This window comes from Dehalobacter restrictus DSM 9455, assembly GCF_000512895.1.
Taxonomy (GTDB): Bacteria; Bacillota; Desulfitobacteriia; order Desulfitobacteriales; family Syntrophobotulaceae; genus Dehalobacter; species Dehalobacter restrictus.
On sequence record NZ_CP007033.1, the window covers coordinates 904,308 to 920,684 of the forward strand.

A 16,377-nucleotide genomic window follows, 5' to 3' on the forward strand; every position below is an offset into this window, starting at 1 on the left:
TGCGGGTTTGATGTTTTTTTACAGCAGGGAAATCCTGCCTTTTTGTTTTTGTGTAAGCGTAAACTATAGCGGCGGATTGTCAGTGAATCGGCAGAATAAGAAAATATCCCAAAGTATCTGAGTATCCCTAAAAGAGTCTAAGGGAGACACTCAGATAGAAAGGGAGTGTCTCAAATGGAACAGAGCCTGCAAGTCTTAAGTGCAAAACAACGCATGGCCGAGTGGAGCGAGCGGATCTCATCCTGCCGGAACAGCGGAATAAGCGTCAAACAATGGTGTCAGGAACAAGGAATACCCGAAAAAACATATTACTACTGGCAACGCCGCGTATTTCAGGCATTAACTGCGCAGCAAGAGCCATACTTTGCCAGAGTTCCTGTAGAACGTCAGAATAGCAGCCAGGACGTAGCGGTAACTGTACGCATAGGAAATGCACAAGCCGACATCTACACCGGTGCTGATGCAGGAACCATTGAGGCGGTCTGTCGCGCGCTGAAGACATGCTAAATGATTTTACCGGAGCTGACGCCATCTATATTGCCTGCGGGTACACCGATCTCCGATGTGGGATTGACGGTCTTGCCAGTATCGTCCAGCAAAAGTTCCGGCTGGATCCGTTTTCGAGCATCCTGTTTCTGTTTTGTGGCCGCCGGTGTGACCGGATAAAAGCCCTGTATTGGGAAGGCAATGGGTTTGTTCTCCTGTATAAGCGGCTAGAAAACGGCAGGTTCCAGTGGCCTAGGAGTGGTGACGAAGCGAAGGCGCTTACTCCTCAGCAGTATCGGTGGCTCATGGAAGGCTTAAATGTGGAACAGCCCAAAGCGCATCGGCTGGCAGCAGGCTTAAGCATGGTCTAAAAAAGCCTGAAAGCATTGAAAACACTGGAGAATCGGCATGTTTTATGGTATAATTTAACCATGAAAAATGCGCCGAAAGATGAAATAAATAACGCTGAAATGATCACCATTTCACGTTCAGAATATGAAGCCCTTAAGGAGCAGATGGCAGAGCAAAGCCGACAGATTGAGTGGCTTATGCAGCAGATACGCCTGGGCTAGAAAAAACGCTTTGGATCTTCTTCTGAGAAAGTACATGAAGAAGTCATGGACCAATTAAGCCTTCTTTTTAACGAGGCGGAGGCGTATACCAAAGTTGAGCCACCGGAGAAAACAGCGGTTGCCGCCCATACCCGCAAAAAGCGATCGGGCAGCCTTGAGGAAATCCTGCCAGATGATGTTCCCGTTGAAGTGGTCGAGCATCGTCTGCCGGAGGATAAGCGGATTTGTTCCGCCTGTGACACGGTCATGCAGGAAATTGGCAAGGAAGTCCGCCGCAGCCTGGTGATTATTCCGGCACAAGTAAAAATCCATGAGGATTGGTATTTCAGCTATGCCTGCCAGACCTGTAAAGTAGAGGCTTTGGAAACACCTGTGTTAAAAACGCAGAAAGATAAACCTGTCATCTCCGGAAGCTTTGCATCACCCGAAGCGATATCCCACATCATGACCCAGAAATTCGTGATGGGCTCTCCTCTTTACCGGCAGGAACAAGAACTGAACCGAAGCGGCGTGATGCTATCCCGCCAGACCATGTCCAGTTGGATATTAAGAGCATCCGAAGATTGGTTAAAGCCTGTGTATGAGGAACTGCACCGACTGCTTCTACAACATCATGTTATTCATGCGGACGAAACCACCTTGCAGGTATTGCATGAACCCGGCAAGACGGCACAGGCTAAAAGCTACATGTGGTTGTACAGAACCGGCGGGGATACAGAGCAACCGATTGTATTGTATGAATACAGACCGGATCGGAAAGCTGAAAACCCCAAAAGATTTTTAGAAGGTTTCTCCGGATATTTGCATGCGGACGGCTACCAATCCTATTACACACTGCCGGAAAACATAACGGTAGTTGGCTGCTGGGCCCATGCGCGGCGCAAATTTGACGAGGCAGTCAATTCCTTGCCGAAATCCGAGCAAAAAGAATCTTCTGCAATAATTGGGCAGAGATATTGCAGCGAGCTATTTGCAATTGAGAAAAAGCTAAAAGCTCTTTCTCCGGAAGAACGCTATACCAAGCGGCTGGAGCTGGCAAAACCGGTTTTGGATGCTTTTTTGGCATGGGCACAGACGAAAAATGCGGCCCCAAAGTCCGCTCTGGGAAAAGCTTTGCATTATCTGCAGGAACAGTGGCCACATCTTATCCAGTATCTGAAGGACGGTCGATTGGAACTCTCCAACAATCGGGCAGAACGAAGCATAAAACCGTTTGTTATGAGCCGCAAAAACTTTCTGTTTGCAAATACGCCCAGCGGTGCACAAGGCAGTGCGGTGATGTACAGTATGATTGAAACAGCCAAGGAGAACAACCTGAATCCGTATCGGTATTTGGTCTATGTCTTAACCACTGCACCCAACCTGGATCGGACACAACCAGACTGGGTAACTCAGCTGTTGCCGGCAAATGCTCCGGAGCTGTGCCGAGTACCGCGTTTGCAATGCAAAAGTAACGAATGATTTTTATATGACGCGGGCCTTCTGGTTTACAGTGGGCTCCTTTTTACGCTGCTAGAGTTTACGCTTACGGACCGGCGATGGGTTGAATGAAAATCTCTGGTATAATACGCACTCACGTATTATACTGGAAACCAATAACATATTTGTCTATATGTTCTTATCTAAAATAGAGGACGTGATTTTATGGACTACATGACAGTTCGGGAAGCTGCGGAAAAGTGGGGAGTATCTGTAAGACGTGTGCAATATCTATGCAAACAGGATATGATAGCAGGAGCTGTCCAGTTTGGCAAGGTCTGGACCATTCCCAACGACACTGCCAAACCAAGAGATGGCAGATATAAAGTAATGGAAGAAAGTCCAAAGGACATTGGCCGTCCTTTTCAATCCTGGGGTGGAAATGAAGAGATGCTTTCAAGGATTATAGAATTTTTTCCTTATCCGATTCAAGTTTATTCACCGAACGGGACGATGGTTTTAACTAACGAAGCATCATTAAGGCTAATGCATATACCCTCGAAAGATCATTTAATCGGAAAATTTAATGTATTGAAAGATCCAGTTATCGACAAATGGGAAGAACGAGCAAGAGAACAAATATTAAAGTCATTTCAAGGTGAAACCGTACAATTTCAAGATTTAGAAATGCCAATTCAAGAAATTATTAATCGATTTGAGGTAGGCGAGCTTTGCTTTGACATGAGCTTCCAAAACATCACTTGTTTTCCTATTTTTGATGATCATAATCGACTGGCCTATGTCGTCCATGTCTTTGTTACATCCAAGCTGTATAATGGTAAAGAAGAAATGGTTAAAGCGAAGGTATATATAGAAAGTCATTGGCTGGAAGAATTTGATCTGGACAAGGCGGCAAGGTCGGTAAATCTGAGTCGATATCACTTTTCCCGTCTTTTCAAAAGGTATACTTCCATGACTCCCTTCAGCTATTATCAGGACGTTAAAATAAATAAGCTGAAGGAGAAGCTTTGCGATCAGAATCTATCTATTGGCGAAGCTTTTTCTGCCTGCGGTTTGAATTACAATGGAAATTACGCCAGGGTGTTCAAGGAAAAGGTAGGAATGACACCATCACAATACCGAAAAACACTTGGATAAAAATAAAAAAGTATAGGATAAAGGCTTCCGTGTCTGTGATAAGAACACGGGAGCTTTTTTAATTGAGCAATATATTTACTAAAGTCAGGTTGATATTAACTATATTTATTTTCTGAAAATTACTACCATGAGGTAAAAAGGGGCTTTTTATGAAATGAGGTGGTGAGTAGTGAGTGAAAAAAAGAGCAAGGAGAAACTTCTCGAAGATCTAATTCAGATGCAAAAAAACATTGAAAAGAAGGTGTGAAGGTTAAGATTCAGGACAGCTTAATAAAAAGCATGCAATTGTTAATTCAAAACGAGGGACTGCATTTTCAGGTAATTGGTAATTTTCCTTATCCTATTGCCATTTTTGAACGCAACGGCATACTGATCATGGCCAATCATATCCTGTTGCAAAGAGCAAACATAAAGCCTGACGATGTACAAGCGGGAAAAATCAATTTTCTAAGCCGCATTACCAATGAGAATTCTGCTGTGCTGGAAGCTGTGGAAGACATCTTTTTAGGGGAAACAACGTTACTGAAAAATCTAGTTGAGCATCTCTCCATGTTTGTGAGGGATGACTTCGTCCCGGATTATAGTGACGGTTATGAAAGCGCCGTTTTTTTCCCGGTAGTTGAAAGCAATGATCATATATCTCATGGAGCGGTGATGCTTATGAAGTAAGCGGTTATTGTGTGATATTAGCGCTTCTTAAAAAGAACTGGAAAGTCAAGGTGAGTAAATGAAAACAATAAGGTATTTTGTTACTGTGGTGATCATCGTATGTATGGCGTTTATGATGACGGCTTGTGGATCAGGCAGTAAAATTGATGAAAACAGTGAGGCGCAAAGCCAAGGAAATGCGGCCCAAAGTACGAATAGCGACTTGGATGTCGGAGAAAATTTAAAATGGCCTACCGATAGCATGGGAAATCTACCGGGATTAAAAGGCAAGATCAGCGCCGTGTTGAAGGATGACAGTACCGGGCAATGTACAGTGGCTTTTTCCGAAATGGCGAAAGAAGATGCCCAAGCCTATATTGCCGAAATGAAAAAAAGGGGATATACCGGGGAGCTGAGTGTGGCCGACGAGGAAAGTTTGATTCACAGCGGCAAGGCGGCAAACGGTTCAACAGCGGTTTTCACCTATAATGTTACCGCCAAGGAAGGTACGATCTCCTTCGGTACCGGTGACGCTTCCGGCCAATCCGCTACGGCCGTCGATATGACCGATGCTGCGTCCTGGCCGGAAAACTATATGGAAGGCGTTCCCGAACTGGTAGGAAGGATCGTGGATGTTGTCAATGACAATAACAAGAGTGTCACGGTTTCTTTGGAACATGTGGATAAAGCAATTTTTGAAGATTATATCAAATTGCTTAAGCTGAACGGCTTTACGAAAGATGTGGATGAAAGCACAAGCGTTTCTTCGAGTGATTTTCGGGCTTATAATGCTAAAGGCGAGTGGGCTAATGCTTGCCTGAACATTGTGGAAGGCAATAATACAGCGACAATTACAATGGAAAAACCGGCGCAATAGCGATTCGGTTACTTTACAAAAAAGAAGAATTTCCGCAATGAAAAAACTAATGATGCTTTGTCTTTGCTTTATTTTAATGGCTGCTCTTTCAGCCTGCGGCTCTCAAAAAACCCCTGTACAGGACCAAAAACCGATAAGTCAAGGAAAATCCGAACCAAGCGCCCAGCAAACTTCACCGACAACGGCCACAACAGCAGAAACGAAAATTCAGATTACGCCACCCTCCGGCTGGGAGCCGGTAACCGGTTCCGTTCTCCAGGTCCAATATATGAAAAACACGGCCAGCTTTATGGTTAAAAAAGAAAATTTTAGTGGAAAAACTCTTGGGGATGTTGTACAGGAAGCCAAAGGATACTTCGAACGATCCTTTGGTGATGTCAAGTACATTGGTCAATCAGAGAAGATAAGTATAGGAGGAATCGACGCCCAAAAAATCATGTTCACCTGTACGGTCAGTAGCATGCAGATGAAATATGAATATGTCTATCTTTATGTGGGCGCAGACGTCTATGCGATTACTTTTGGCGATTTAGCAGGTTCCTTTGATTCACTCTCGGCAGATTATGCGAAAATACTTTCGGATATCCGCTTTGAATAAAAATATGCCTGGTTTCGTCGAAGTTAGATGATTTTATATGATTACAGAAGAGGAGGATATTTATGGATCAACAAGAAAACCCAACTCAATTTACAGCGGAAGATATTGAAAAAAACAAAGTGATTTCAGCTCTGGCATATATTATTTTCTTTCTGCCGCTTATCGTTTGCTCAGATTCACCATTCGGAAAATTCCATGCCAATCAGGGATTATTGTTGTTAATCATGGGGGTTGCCGGAAGTGTCATTTTGTCATTTATCCCTGTTTTAGGTTGGCTTCTCTTGCCGTTATTTTCGCTGGCGATATTAATTATTGCAATTCTGGGCCTGATTCATACCTTAAACGGTAAGGCAAAAGAACTTCCCGTTATTGGCAAGTATAGAATTATTAAAAATGAGTAATCCGAGCTGTGGAATGATTGCAAAAATTAAAAAAATAGTCTGTGTTTTCTTATCTGTTGCCATGCTAATGACTGCCTGTTCCTGCGCGAAAACATCAGCTAAAAAAACAACGGATGATGACCTGAAAAAATTCATTGAAAAGCAAGAGGTTACTTTGGCAGATCAGGAAACCAGCAATAACGACAAAGCGAGTTCATATTATTCTTTAGGGAATGCCGCTCTAACCCTGGATAAAACACACAAAGTTTCCGTCCGCTATGTGCCTCTGGGCGATCCGGTCTTTCTGGAGCTTAAAGATACGGAAGGAAATGTCTGGCGCCTGGATATTCCGGAAAATGCCCTGCCGTATGCCGAAACGATTTCCATGCAATTGGCTGGAGATATCAGCACAGACATGGTTTCCGGCCAGCTGAATGCCGGTGTCGTTTTACAGCCCGAAGGCCTGCAATTTATTATTCCGGCTACCCTGTCCATTACCGGGCCAAAGGCCAGTACGGACAAATCCTTTGTTTTTTTCGGGGATCAGTCCGGAAAGTATCTGAACTTTGCTGCCAAGAAAGCAGAAACGGATAAGCTTTCCGTAGAAGTAGCCCATTTTTCTTCCTATATTCTCTATACACCGGTAAGCGAAGGGGAATTTCAGCAGGCGGCTGAAATGGCTGCAGAGTCGTACAAAGAAGCCGTAAAAGAAGCTAAAGCTTTTCTCAAGACCCCGATATCCGCCCCCCCTGTGCCACCGGATTATACCTTTATGTGTAAGGATGAAGATGGCGAAAATGCGTCGGAGGTAAGAAATCGGGCCCTGGATATGTACATTGAAAATGTGGTTCAGCCGGAGAAGGATTTGATCATCAAGCTTTTGGCCTCAGGCCGTGAAGTTGCTCTGTTGGACCAGAACCAGGAAGCCTTTTATTATGCCGGGCTTCTGCAGCTGAGAAATATCAAGAAAGCCGATAAATTGATCGCCTCCTACAAAAATGATGTCGATAAACTGATCCCGGTAATGAACGCTTCTTTGAAGATTTTAAAAGAAGCTCAAACTCTGGGAGTGGATATCTCTATCCAACCTTATTTGGATACGTTTTCCGACTGGATGGTCCGTGCTGCAGACAAGAAGATTAAAGAAATCAGAGAAGAGCATAATTACAAAGCAATGGGACCGGCAGTGTCATTGATTCAGAGCGCGCTGATTTTTACCTCGGATTTTCAGGTCTCCCAGGACTTTTCCCGGAAGTACCTGCAGAAGCTTAAGGATGCGATGACCTTCACTGTAAACTACGACGTCTCGCTGCATTCCGGCATCGCCAATCAAAGAATGACGTTAAAGGGCAAAGTGGAACTGTCCTGGCTGGATGAAAACGACGAAAAAGTGTTTACCGGAAAAGGCGAGGGCGAATATGTAAGCTATTCCAACAGCTCGCCAAATACGACACGAATTGATTATCCCAACAAATATCCGGTAAATATGAAGTTTGTCAACTTCTCTCCCTGCGACAGTAAAACGGTGGATGTCCAAGTGGATACCATCGGAGCGCAGACGGAAGTCTGGTATAACCTCGAGCTTGATCAAAAATCGTCCGATGAATACAGCTTTGTCAACTTTATGGCGGAACAATTATTCCAAGATTACAAACAGGAAGATGGGAATTACCTTTTCCAAGTGCCCTTCACCAACAACAATGCAGTGATGGGCTCGGAAAATTTCACCAAAACCGCTTCGATCAGCTATCCTGAAGAAGGTAGCGCCTCTGGAAGCATTGCGTATACGATTGAGATTAAGCATACGCCCAAGTAACTACTCTTGTTTTTAAGCATGTTTCAACACAAAGCATACGGCATCGTGTAATAAATGAAATCCCACTACCCGAAAGCAGGAGAAATCAATAGGGATGGTACAAGCAAAGGTTTGTGCTATCTGCCTCGGTGAATGCCGAGAGTCTATATTATTTTTAGGAGGATTATCATGAAACAACCGTCTGTTAGGACTTGTCTGCTATTAATTGTGGCACTTCTCGTTACCGCACTATTCCCGATCACTGCATTTGCAGATTTGCCGGAAGGTGTTCCTTCGTCATTAGAAGCTCCTTCTATCCAGAACATCGCGTTAAAGACATATGATGACGGCAGGCCATATTTTGAAGCCCAGGTCTATTTCCCCCAGAGCGTTCTCAATCTCGACAGCGAGGCCCCCGGCGGCGGTTCTGTTTTCTGGGAGTATTCGGTGAAGGTTGACGACGGTTCCTGGGAAGAGTTCGGCGGCGGCGGATATATTAATGTTTACACCGGCGGCGAGGACGGCGAAGCGCCCGTTAGCGCCGGAACCTTTGCAATTACCTTCGATCCCATTGACGAAGGTACCCTGACCTCCGTCGATATTAAAAGCCATATTTATTCCTACCAGCTCCGCGTCTACTACGATTACTACGAGGGCTGGCCGGACGTACAGCCTATATCTTCCCCCATATCCAACATGGTTACCATCGGTTCGGGGACGTATTCCAAAACGGATCGTTTGAGCGGAGCAAGCCGAATAGGAACAGCAATTGCGGTATCGCAAGAGGGCTGGCCAAACGGTGCCGGAACCATCATTTTAACAAGAGAGGACAACTATCCCGACGCGCTCACAGGAACGCCCCTGTCCAAAAAATACGACGCGCCCATTTTATTTACCAACCGTCTGACGCTGACCCCTGCCACGGCAGCGGAAATTACCCGCTTGGGAGTGAAAAAGGTCATTATTCTGGGCGGCAGCGGCGCTGTATCCGAGGCGATTGAGAGCAAACTGAAACAGAATTACACTGTGCAAAGGATCGGCGGTACCGACCGGTATGCAACAGCGGCCAAAATTGCCGCGGAGCTTGGCTATAAGGGCAAGGTCGTCATAACGACTGGCCAGGATTTCCATGACGCGCTGGTGGTTGCGCCTCAAGCCGCCTATCAGGGGATTCCCATTTTACTGACCCAGCCGAATTCCCTGCCGGCTGTTATTCAAACGGCGCTGCAAACGATAGCACCTACGGAGACCATTGTGGTTGGAAACCCAAGTGCCGTCAGCAACAATGTACTGAGTCAACTTACCAACGCCCGGCGCATCAGCGGCAGTGACATCTATGAAACGGCGGTTCTGGTGGCAAAGAATTTTGGGGCAAATACGGAAAGAGTATTTCTGGCTACGGGTAAGGATTTCCCGGATGCGCTGTCCGGTTCAGCTGTAGCCGCCAAATTCAACAGCCCGATACTGTTTGTCGGAGACCCGCTTTCCGCTTATGTTAAGCAGTATCTGGGGGATAACAAGCAAAATACCACAACGGTCCAACTTTTAGGAGGGACAGGCGCTATTGCGGACACGGTTCGCAATGAAATAGAACAAATTTACGAATAAGTTTAATTGGAATTTAAAGTAGAGAAAATAACCCAATATTGGGGATAAGAAGCCATTGCCTAAAAAGCAGTGGCTTCTTTGACTTTTTCAGTGGCCTTATTTAGTACAGGTCATTTCTGTTACCATAGCTTCATTTAATATGGATGATTATATTTGCATCACTGATATGGCAAAAGCTAAAGGTGGGGATGCACGGGCTGCTGATATCATAAAAATATGTACTGCCACAGAGTGATTATACAAAACAGACAGAATGGCTTGCTTATGCGGACGAAGCCGATTTATTAAATGTAGCGCTTTTCGGCTGTACGGCGAAACAATGGGGACAGGCTAATGTAGAATTGGCAAAGAAAAATAATATAAGAGATTTTGCATCGATAAATGAATTAACGGTTTTATCCAATCTCGAAACACATAATGCCGAGTTAATAAAGGAAGGGAAAAGTAAAGAAGAAAGGCTTGCAACTACAAATAACGCTATTTTTCTAAAAAATAATCAACTTATCGGTTGAATTCGTTGTATTATTTGCGGTATGGAAGCATAATTAAAATATACAAAGTTCTCCTGTGAAAGATTGAATTTATGAATTATATCACAACCCGAGAAGCATCAAGATGATGGGGAATTACACAACGGAGGGTTCAGGTGCTTTGCATTCATGGGAAAATACCCGGTGCTGTCTCTTTGGAAACGCTTGGGCCATATCGGAAATGCACAAAAACCGAGAGATGAAAGGTATAAGAAGAGTAAACCGGAAAAGGAATAGAAATTCGGGAGAATGATACAATGAAACTGCTCCATATTGCCGATCTGCATATCGGAAAGCGCGTCAATGAATTTAATATGATTGATGATCAGAAATACATACTGGAACAGATCTTGCGAATAACCGACGAGGGAAAACCGGATGGTGTCCTCATCGCTGGGGATGTCTATGATAAGAGCCAGCCTTCCGTTGAAGCGGTGGAGCTGCTCGACGAGTTCCTGACAAAATTGACTGCATTCGGACAGCCCGTTTTCATGATCAGCGGGAATCATGACTCTCCTGAGCGATTAGGCTTTGGAAGCCGGATCATGCAGAAAAACGGACTTCATATCGCCGGTGTATTTGATGGTGTTCTGCAAAAGGTATCGCTGGAGGACGAGCATGGTATCGTCAATATATACTTGCTTCCCTTTCTGAAACCGGCAATGGTAAAACCTTATTTTGAACAGCTAATGGAGTCCTATGACGAAGCTGTGCGCGCGGTCATTTCCGCGACGGAAATCAATGCCCAGGAACGAAATATTTTGCTGGCGCATCAATTTGTGATAAGTGGCACACAGCAGCCGGAGCGTTCGGAGTCAGAAAGCCTGTCTGTAGGTGGTCTGGACAACGTGGACGTTTCCGCCTTTGAGTCTTTCGATTATGTCGCATTAGGCCATCTCCATAGACCACAGAGAATCGGACGGGATACCGTCCGCTATGCCGGTTCACCTCTAAAATATTCCTTTTCCGAAGTACGTCATCAAAAATCAGTGACATTTGTAGAGCTTGGCGTAAAAGGCGAGCTTTTAATCCACCAGCTTCCGCTTATCCCTCTGCATGATCTCCGTGAAATCAAAGGGCCGATTGCCGGACTGCTTCGCATTGGACGGGAAGAACCGAAGAGTGCGGAAGATTACCTCCATGCAACCCTAACGGACGAGGAAGAAATCTATGACGCGATTGGGCAGTTGCGTCAGGTGTATCGTAATCTGATGGTACTGAACTTTGAAAACAGCCGCACTAGACAAGCCGTTTCCGCACAGATTGCCGTTTCCGGTGACATTGCCGAAAAAAGCCCGATGGATTTATTTGCGGCATTCTATCAGATGCAAAACAACAACGAGCTAACTCCAGAACAAGTCCAGGTAATGGAACGGATTTTTGAACAGGCGGGAGGTGCTGGAGTATGAAGCCGTTAAAAGTAGTGATGAGCGCCTTTTGCCCCTATGCCGGCAGAACTGAACTGGATCTGGCAGCATTTGGTGGTCAGGGATTATTTCTCATTACCGGTGATACCGGCGCTGGAAAGACAACCATTTTTGACGCCATCGCATTTGCACTGTTTGGCGAGGTGAGCGGTTGCACCAGAACCGTGGACACCCTGCGCAGTGATTTTGCAGAGCCTAATGCTAAGACTTATGTCGAATTTACCTTTCTGCATAAAGACAAGATGTACTCCATAACGCGGAATCCCCGCTATGAGCGGCCCAAAAAGAGCGGCGACGGGGTAACGACTGAAAATTCCGATGCCACGCTGCAACTGCCTGACGGAGACATCATCACCGGCTATCGGGATGTTACGGCAGAAATCGTTGAGCTTTTAGGTATCAACTATCGACAGTTCAAGCAAATTGCTATGATTGCCCAGGGTGAATTTCTCCAGCTTTTGCTTGCGGACAGTAAAGAACGGGGCGATATTTTCCGGCGTGTATTCAATACCGATCTTTATCAAACTGCGCAACGCTTATTGAAAGACAGTGAACGCGAATCTAAAAAGCGCTGTGAGAGCATTGAGCAGAGCATCTTTCAATATATCTCTGGAATCGCCTGTCCTGAAAGTGAGCAAGGGCAGATACTATCCGCGAAGATAGGCACAGCTACCATACATACCGCGGAGGATATCCTGTCAGAATTACAGGCTTTGATCACAGTGGACACAACTCTTCGGGATAGCTTAAAGCAGCAGGTAGATAAACTGGATAAGGATCTTGCTTCGCAGATTGCCATAATCATGCAGGCCCAATATATTAATCAAGCCTTTAACGATTTGAAGATCGTCCAAGAAAAGCGGAACGCTCTGATCGAGCGTCAAGGGGAACATAACGTTCAGAAGAAAATGTTGCAGGACGCGGAAAAAGCGCTATATATCGTCTCTCCCCTGGAAGCCGCATTTTTGCGGGAGCAGGAGGCCGAACAGAAATTAACACAGAGCATCATGGCACTGGATATTGAAATACAGGCACAGATAAAAGACCTGGAAACAGTACAAACGGCCTACCAAGCAGAGAAAGAAAAGGAACCGGAGCGGGAAAAGCTTGCTTCCGCAATTGATCGGCTTACAAAAATGCTTCCCCAGTATGAAGCTTCCGAGCTACTTGAAAGAGAATTGGAAAAACTGACGGAAAAGCAATCGGCAGTTTGTGCGGCGCTGGGAGAACTCCAACAGCAAAAAGCGGATCTTTTGGAGCAGAAAAATAACCTCAATCAAGAATTGGAGCGGCTTGCGGACATAGAGGCAAAAGCGGCAGTCTGTGAGCAGGAAGCAAAACAACTGCAAGCCACTCAATCCGGATTGCTTGATCTACAGAATTTTTTATCCGGGCTCAGCAAATTACAAAGTGAGAGCGCCAGGCTGCAGCAGCAGTTCACTAGTGCACAAGGGGCATTCCAAACCGTTAATACAGTTTATATGGAAAAAGAAACTGCTTTTTTCCGTGAACAGGCGGGACTTCTGGCGGCATCACTGGAAGATGGAAATCCCTGCCCTGTATGTGGTTCCACTGTTCACCCCAACAAGGCAACGCTGGGCGCGGATGCTCCTATCGAGGCAGAGCTGAATGAATTAAAACAAAAAAGTGACCTTGCCCGGCAGAATATGCAGGAAGCCAGCGAACAGTCGGCTGCAAAGCTGGCGGAAGTCAAACTGGCGCGGGAACAGTTGGTACATGCTGCCGGAGCATATTTCCCCGATGTCGATAAGAGCATCATGCAGGAGCAACTTGCGACCCTGATCGAATCAGCCTTAGCAGAAAGCAGGCAAAAAAAGAAAGAGAATGACGATCACTATCTCCAATTGAAAAAACAAGTCTCTCGTAAAAACCAATCTAAGGAACAACTTGCATCTTTAGAGGGATCCTTACAGACCAACGAGGAAGCAACGACTCAGAACGAACAACAGAAAAATAACATCATCTCAGATATTGCTTCCAAGACCGGAGAACTCAAGGTGCTGAAATCCTCTTTGGAGTATGCAGACCGCCAACAGGCTGTGGCATCTATAGAAGAATGGACGGGAAATCTAAATTCTTTGAAAGAAGCTTTCAGGCAAGCTGAAGAAGCATATCATGCACTTCAAAACAAGTTGGAGGGGAACCAAACTCTTCTTAGCGACCAGAGAGAAAGACTGAGCAACACCATCCAAACAAAACAACAGGCACTGGCAGCTTACACAAAAAAGCTGTCTGAATGTGATTTTCCCAATGAAGAAGCCTATCATAGCGCATTGAAAACAGAATCGGAAATCAGCGAGTTAAAACATTCTATCGACCAGTATCAGAATGAAGTCCAAGCTGTAGAACAGGATTTACGGAGGCTTTTCAAAGAAACCGAAAACAAGCAGAAGCAGGATATGGAACAGCTTGAAGCCGCAAAACAAAAGCTGGAGCAGGAAAAAAGGAAGGCGGATGAATCTATTCGGACGCTGATAGCGCGGTTGGGAACCAATGAACCGATTACAAAAGCTTTCGGCAGAGCAATCTCAGACGCAGCTATCTATCAACAGGAATACCTCCTTCTGAGCAATCTTTCAAAAACGGCGAACGGCGAGTTGGGCGGCAAACAAAAGCTGGCTTTTGAGCAGTATGTACAGGCTTCATACTTTAACCAGATTCTTATTGAGGCAAACAAGCGGCTGAAGATTATGACAAACAGCCGGTTTGAGCTTCTGCGCAGAGAAGACGCGGCAGATCTCCGTGCTCAGACCGGACTGGAAATTGATGTTTTGGATCATTATACCGGCCGGATACGTTCGGTAAAGTCGCTGTCCGGCGGAGAATCCTTTAAAGCATCCCTGTCCCTAGCGCTGGGACTTTCTGACGTGATTCAAAGCTATGCCGGCGGCGTGGAAATCGATACATTGTTTATTGATGAAGGCTTTGGAGCACTGGATACCGAGTCATTAGAGCAGGCAATGCAGACACTTATAGGTCTTGCGGCGGGAAATCGTCTGGTCGGCATAATTTCTCATGTGAGTGAGCTGAAAGAGCGGATTGACCGGCAGGTTGTGATTATGAAGAGTAATAGGGGAAGTAGTATTAATCTCATTTCTTGAAAAAATCGAGAAGAAAACTTCCGGCTGGCCTAAGTAGCGTGTTTAGCCCGATGCTTATTTTAAAAATGGTGTATTAATAAATTAGAAGTGCTGCTATTGAATCCACCAGGGAGAGAGAAAGGAGCATGTTTAAAATGACAGAATTAAAAAATATATGCAGGTAATAATTTAATTTATGTGCAAAGTAATATATAAGATAAATAAGTTGTTCATGCAGGATCTCGGCATCCACCTGAAATAGTCTGTATGAGTTAATTTCTGCCGAAATTGAGGAGTATCCGTGAATAGATTCTTAGAAGATTAGCCAAATACATATGTATGCTCAATGAGAATAGGAGGATTGCAGGCTATAATGAATAATAAAAAAACAATCATTATTACTGGAGCAAATTCAGGACTTGGGTTATCATGCGCTAAAATGGGTAATGGATATTTGCATATCAATGCTGGAGGCTGTGCAATGTAGTAATAAGTTAAATGCCACAACAGCAGTAGGAGATTAAAAGGTGGAAATTTTAATTCCCCCGAATTCGAGGGAATTAAAAACGAAGCGGGATTAAACCGTTTTGTATCAAATATGGAGAACCTGAATGCTGTATTCATTGGCGAAGGCATGTCGTTTTTTACGCACTTAAGGCACGTTGAGTGTATAATTCTGATGACGAATAGTGGTTCTAAGGCAGAAAGGTAGGTTCTATCACAAGATGTAGTGGTTAGAGACCGATTTTGAAGCGAAAAATGAGCAAAAAAGACTTTTAGACAGACATAAGCGGAGCTTTTGGGTCGGGATATCGTCACGAATATGTAAAACTACCTTTTTCCTGGTTTGCCGTTTAAGAAGTTTGGAAGCATTGTAAGCGTACTATCTTACTCCGTTTGGACATTGAAGCAACAGGTGAAAAAAATAAAAGGTGGATTGATAGGGCATTTGGTGTATAATTCTCTGTCTTTGAATGTATAATACGCATAATAATTGGGTCGAGTTTACAGGGGTGATTACCATGAACGATAATATCATCAGTATTTTAGATATTGTGCTCAGAAGCATACTTTCAGTTATTATCTTATTTTTGTTAACTCACTTACTGGGAAAAAAACAACTCTCTCAATTAAGCTTTTTTGATTACACAATAGGCATTTCTATTGGTTCTATTGCTGCATCTTTAGCAATAGATAATGAAATTCCTTATTTACACGGAATACTCGGAATTCTTATTTATGGCAGCTTTGTATTACTGTCTTCTTATGTATCCCGGAGAAGTATCCGGGCCAGAAAATTTTTATGTGGAGTGCCGACGATTTTAATACAGAATGGCAAATTGATCGAACAAAACTTAAAGAAAGCCAGATTTCATATCAATGAAGTAATGGAGGAATGCAGGAACAAAGGTGCATTTAGTATTAGCGATGTAGAAAACGCAATCCTTGAGACAAGCGGCCAAGTCAGTATTCAACTTAAAGCACAAAAACAACCTTTAACACCTGAAGATATGAATATAAATACTTCCGCTAAAGGTATTGCTGCCAACCTGATTATTGACGGAACAGTCTTAAAAAAACATCTCAGCCTTGTGAACCGGGATGAAAAGTGGTTAACTCATGAATTGAAGAAACAAAAGATTAATTCGGTGCAAGAAGTTTTACTGGGGTCTCTTGATTATGACGGCACATTGCATATAGACCTAAAAAACAATGATCCAGTCCCTTTTGACGTACTCGAATAAGCGTTATTCTGTTCGAGCTTTGAATAAACATAG

Annotated in this window: 15 protein-coding genes; all 15 read left to right on the plus strand. The window is 44.4% G+C overall.

Annotation, left to right across the window (positions count from 1 at the left end):
• The first annotated feature begins 174 nt into the window (after positions 1 to 174).
• The 15 genes from tnpA to DEHRE_RS04415 all read left to right on the plus strand — a co-directional run bounded on the left by tnpA (position 175) and on the right by DEHRE_RS04415 (position 16,344).
• Entirely contained in the window at positions 175 to 507 is a 333-nt protein-coding gene (tnpA, locus tag DEHRE_RS14085; protein ID WP_019225440.1) for an IS66 family insertion sequence element accessory protein TnpA, read from the plus strand.
• The gene (gene tnpB, locus DEHRE_RS04360) at positions 501 to 857 is read left to right on the plus strand and encodes an IS66 family insertion sequence element accessory protein TnpB (protein WP_019225441.1); all 357 of its coding nucleotides are present in this window, start codon (positions 501 to 503) and stop codon (positions 855 to 857) included. The genes tnpA and tnpB overlap by 7 nt, the downstream gene beginning before the upstream one ends.
• Before the next feature lie 60 nt (positions 858 to 917).
• Positions 918 to 1,058 (plus strand): hypothetical protein, encoded by a 141-nt coding sequence (locus DEHRE_RS15205; RefSeq protein ID WP_019225442.1) that lies wholly within the window; start codon positions 918 to 920, stop codon positions 1,056 to 1,058.
• 45 nt (positions 1,059 to 1,103) lie between these two features.
• Positions 1,104 to 2,519 carry an IS66 family transposase gene (tnpC, locus tag DEHRE_RS04365; protein WP_019225443.1) on the plus strand — a complete coding sequence of 472 codons (1,416 nt, stop codon included), beginning with the start codon at positions 1,104 to 1,106 and terminating at the stop codon, positions 2,517 to 2,519.
• 183 nt (positions 2,520 to 2,702) lie between these two features.
• Complete coding sequence (locus DEHRE_RS04370) at positions 2,703 to 3,635, plus strand: helix-turn-helix domain-containing protein (protein WP_019225444.1); 933 nt, start codon at positions 2,703 to 2,705, stop codon at positions 3,633 to 3,635.
• A gap of 279 nt (positions 3,636 to 3,914) precedes the next feature.
• Positions 3,915 to 4,304, plus strand: a complete 390-nt coding sequence (locus DEHRE_RS04375; RefSeq protein WP_158407235.1) for a hypothetical protein — start codon at positions 3,915 to 3,917, stop codon at positions 4,302 to 4,304.
• A 58-nt stretch (positions 4,305 to 4,362) separates the two neighbouring features.
• The gene (locus tag DEHRE_RS04380) at positions 4,363 to 5,160 is read left to right on the plus strand and encodes a hypothetical protein (protein WP_019225446.1); all 798 of its coding nucleotides are present in this window, start codon (positions 4,363 to 4,365) and stop codon (positions 5,158 to 5,160) included.
• Between the two features lie 37 nt (positions 5,161 to 5,197).
• Positions 5,198 to 5,758 (plus strand): hypothetical protein, encoded by a 561-nt coding sequence (locus tag DEHRE_RS04385; protein ID WP_019225447.1) that lies wholly within the window; start codon positions 5,198 to 5,200, stop codon positions 5,756 to 5,758.
• 62 nt (positions 5,759 to 5,820) lie between these two features.
• Positions 5,821 to 6,159 (plus strand): magnetosome magnetite crystal formation protein family, encoded by a 339-nt coding sequence (locus DEHRE_RS04390; RefSeq protein ID WP_019225448.1) that lies wholly within the window; start codon positions 5,821 to 5,823, stop codon positions 6,157 to 6,159.
• On the plus strand, positions 6,152 to 7,954 hold the full coding sequence (locus DEHRE_RS04395) for a hypothetical protein (protein ID WP_019225449.1): 1,803 nt from the start codon (positions 6,152 to 6,154) through the stop codon (positions 7,952 to 7,954). The genes DEHRE_RS04390 and DEHRE_RS04395 overlap by 8 nt, the downstream gene beginning before the upstream one ends.
• Before the next feature lie 168 nt (positions 7,955 to 8,122).
• Positions 8,123 to 9,541 carry a cell wall-binding repeat-containing protein gene (locus tag DEHRE_RS04400; protein ID WP_019225450.1) on the plus strand — a complete coding sequence of 473 codons (1,419 nt, stop codon included), beginning with the start codon at positions 8,123 to 8,125 and terminating at the stop codon, positions 9,539 to 9,541.
• 341 nt (positions 9,542 to 9,882) lie between these two features.
• Entirely contained in the window at positions 9,883 to 10,053 is a 171-nt protein-coding gene (locus DEHRE_RS15560; RefSeq protein WP_019225451.1) for a hypothetical protein, read from the plus strand.
• Between the two features lie 275 nt (positions 10,054 to 10,328).
• Positions 10,329 to 11,480, plus strand: coding sequence for an exonuclease SbcCD subunit D (locus DEHRE_RS04405; protein WP_019225453.1), 1,152 nt, complete (start codon positions 10,329 to 10,331; stop codon positions 11,478 to 11,480).
• Positions 11,477 to 14,620, plus strand: a complete 3,144-nt coding sequence (locus DEHRE_RS04410) for an AAA family ATPase (protein WP_019225454.1) — start codon at positions 11,477 to 11,479, stop codon at positions 14,618 to 14,620. The genes DEHRE_RS04405 and DEHRE_RS04410 overlap by 4 nt, the downstream gene beginning before the upstream one ends.
• A gap of 1,001 nt (positions 14,621 to 15,621) precedes the next feature.
• Positions 15,622 to 16,344: a DUF421 domain-containing protein gene (locus DEHRE_RS04415; protein WP_019225456.1), complete on the plus strand. Its 723-nt coding sequence runs from the start codon at positions 15,622 to 15,624 to the stop codon at positions 16,342 to 16,344.
• Positions 16,345 to 16,377 lie beyond the last annotated feature (33 nt).

What these genes read in the sequence shown, in the direction of transcription:
- DEHRE_RS04385 (WP_019225447.1), top strand. Translation starts at nt 5,198, where the DNA reads ATGAAAAAACTAATGATGCTTTGTCTTTGCTTTATTTTAATGGCTGCT.
- DEHRE_RS15205 (WP_019225442.1), top strand. Translation starts at nt 918, where the DNA reads ATGAAAAATGCGCCGAAAGATGAAATAAATAACGCTGAAATGATCACC.
- tnpC (WP_019225443.1), top strand. Translation starts at nt 1,104, where the DNA reads ATGGACCAATTAAGCCTTCTTTTTAACGAGGCGGAGGCGTATACCAAA.
- DEHRE_RS04400 (WP_019225450.1), top strand. Translation starts at nt 8,123, where the DNA reads ATGAAACAACCGTCTGTTAGGACTTGTCTGCTATTAATTGTGGCACTT.
- tnpA (WP_019225440.1), top strand. Translation starts at nt 175, where the DNA reads ATGGAACAGAGCCTGCAAGTCTTAAGTGCAAAACAACGCATGGCCGAG.
- DEHRE_RS04410 (WP_019225454.1), top strand. Translation starts at nt 11,477, where the DNA reads ATGAAGCCGTTAAAAGTAGTGATGAGCGCCTTTTGCCCCTATGCCGGC.
- tnpB (WP_019225441.1), top strand. Translation starts at nt 501, where the DNA reads ATGCTAAATGATTTTACCGGAGCTGACGCCATCTATATTGCCTGCGGG.
- DEHRE_RS04395 (WP_019225449.1), top strand. Translation starts at nt 6,152, where the DNA reads ATGAGTAATCCGAGCTGTGGAATGATTGCAAAAATTAAAAAAATAGTC.
- DEHRE_RS04405 (WP_019225453.1), top strand. Translation starts at nt 10,329, where the DNA reads ATGAAACTGCTCCATATTGCCGATCTGCATATCGGAAAGCGCGTCAAT.
- DEHRE_RS04370 (WP_019225444.1), top strand. Translation starts at nt 2,703, where the DNA reads ATGGACTACATGACAGTTCGGGAAGCTGCGGAAAAGTGGGGAGTATCT.
- DEHRE_RS04375 (WP_158407235.1), top strand. Translation starts at nt 3,915, where the DNA reads ATGCAATTGTTAATTCAAAACGAGGGACTGCATTTTCAGGTAATTGGT.
- DEHRE_RS04390 (WP_019225448.1), top strand. Translation starts at nt 5,821, where the DNA reads ATGGATCAACAAGAAAACCCAACTCAATTTACAGCGGAAGATATTGAA.
- DEHRE_RS04415 (WP_019225456.1), top strand. Translation starts at nt 15,622, where the DNA reads ATGAACGATAATATCATCAGTATTTTAGATATTGTGCTCAGAAGCATA.
- DEHRE_RS04380 (WP_019225446.1), top strand. Translation starts at nt 4,363, where the DNA reads ATGAAAACAATAAGGTATTTTGTTACTGTGGTGATCATCGTATGTATG.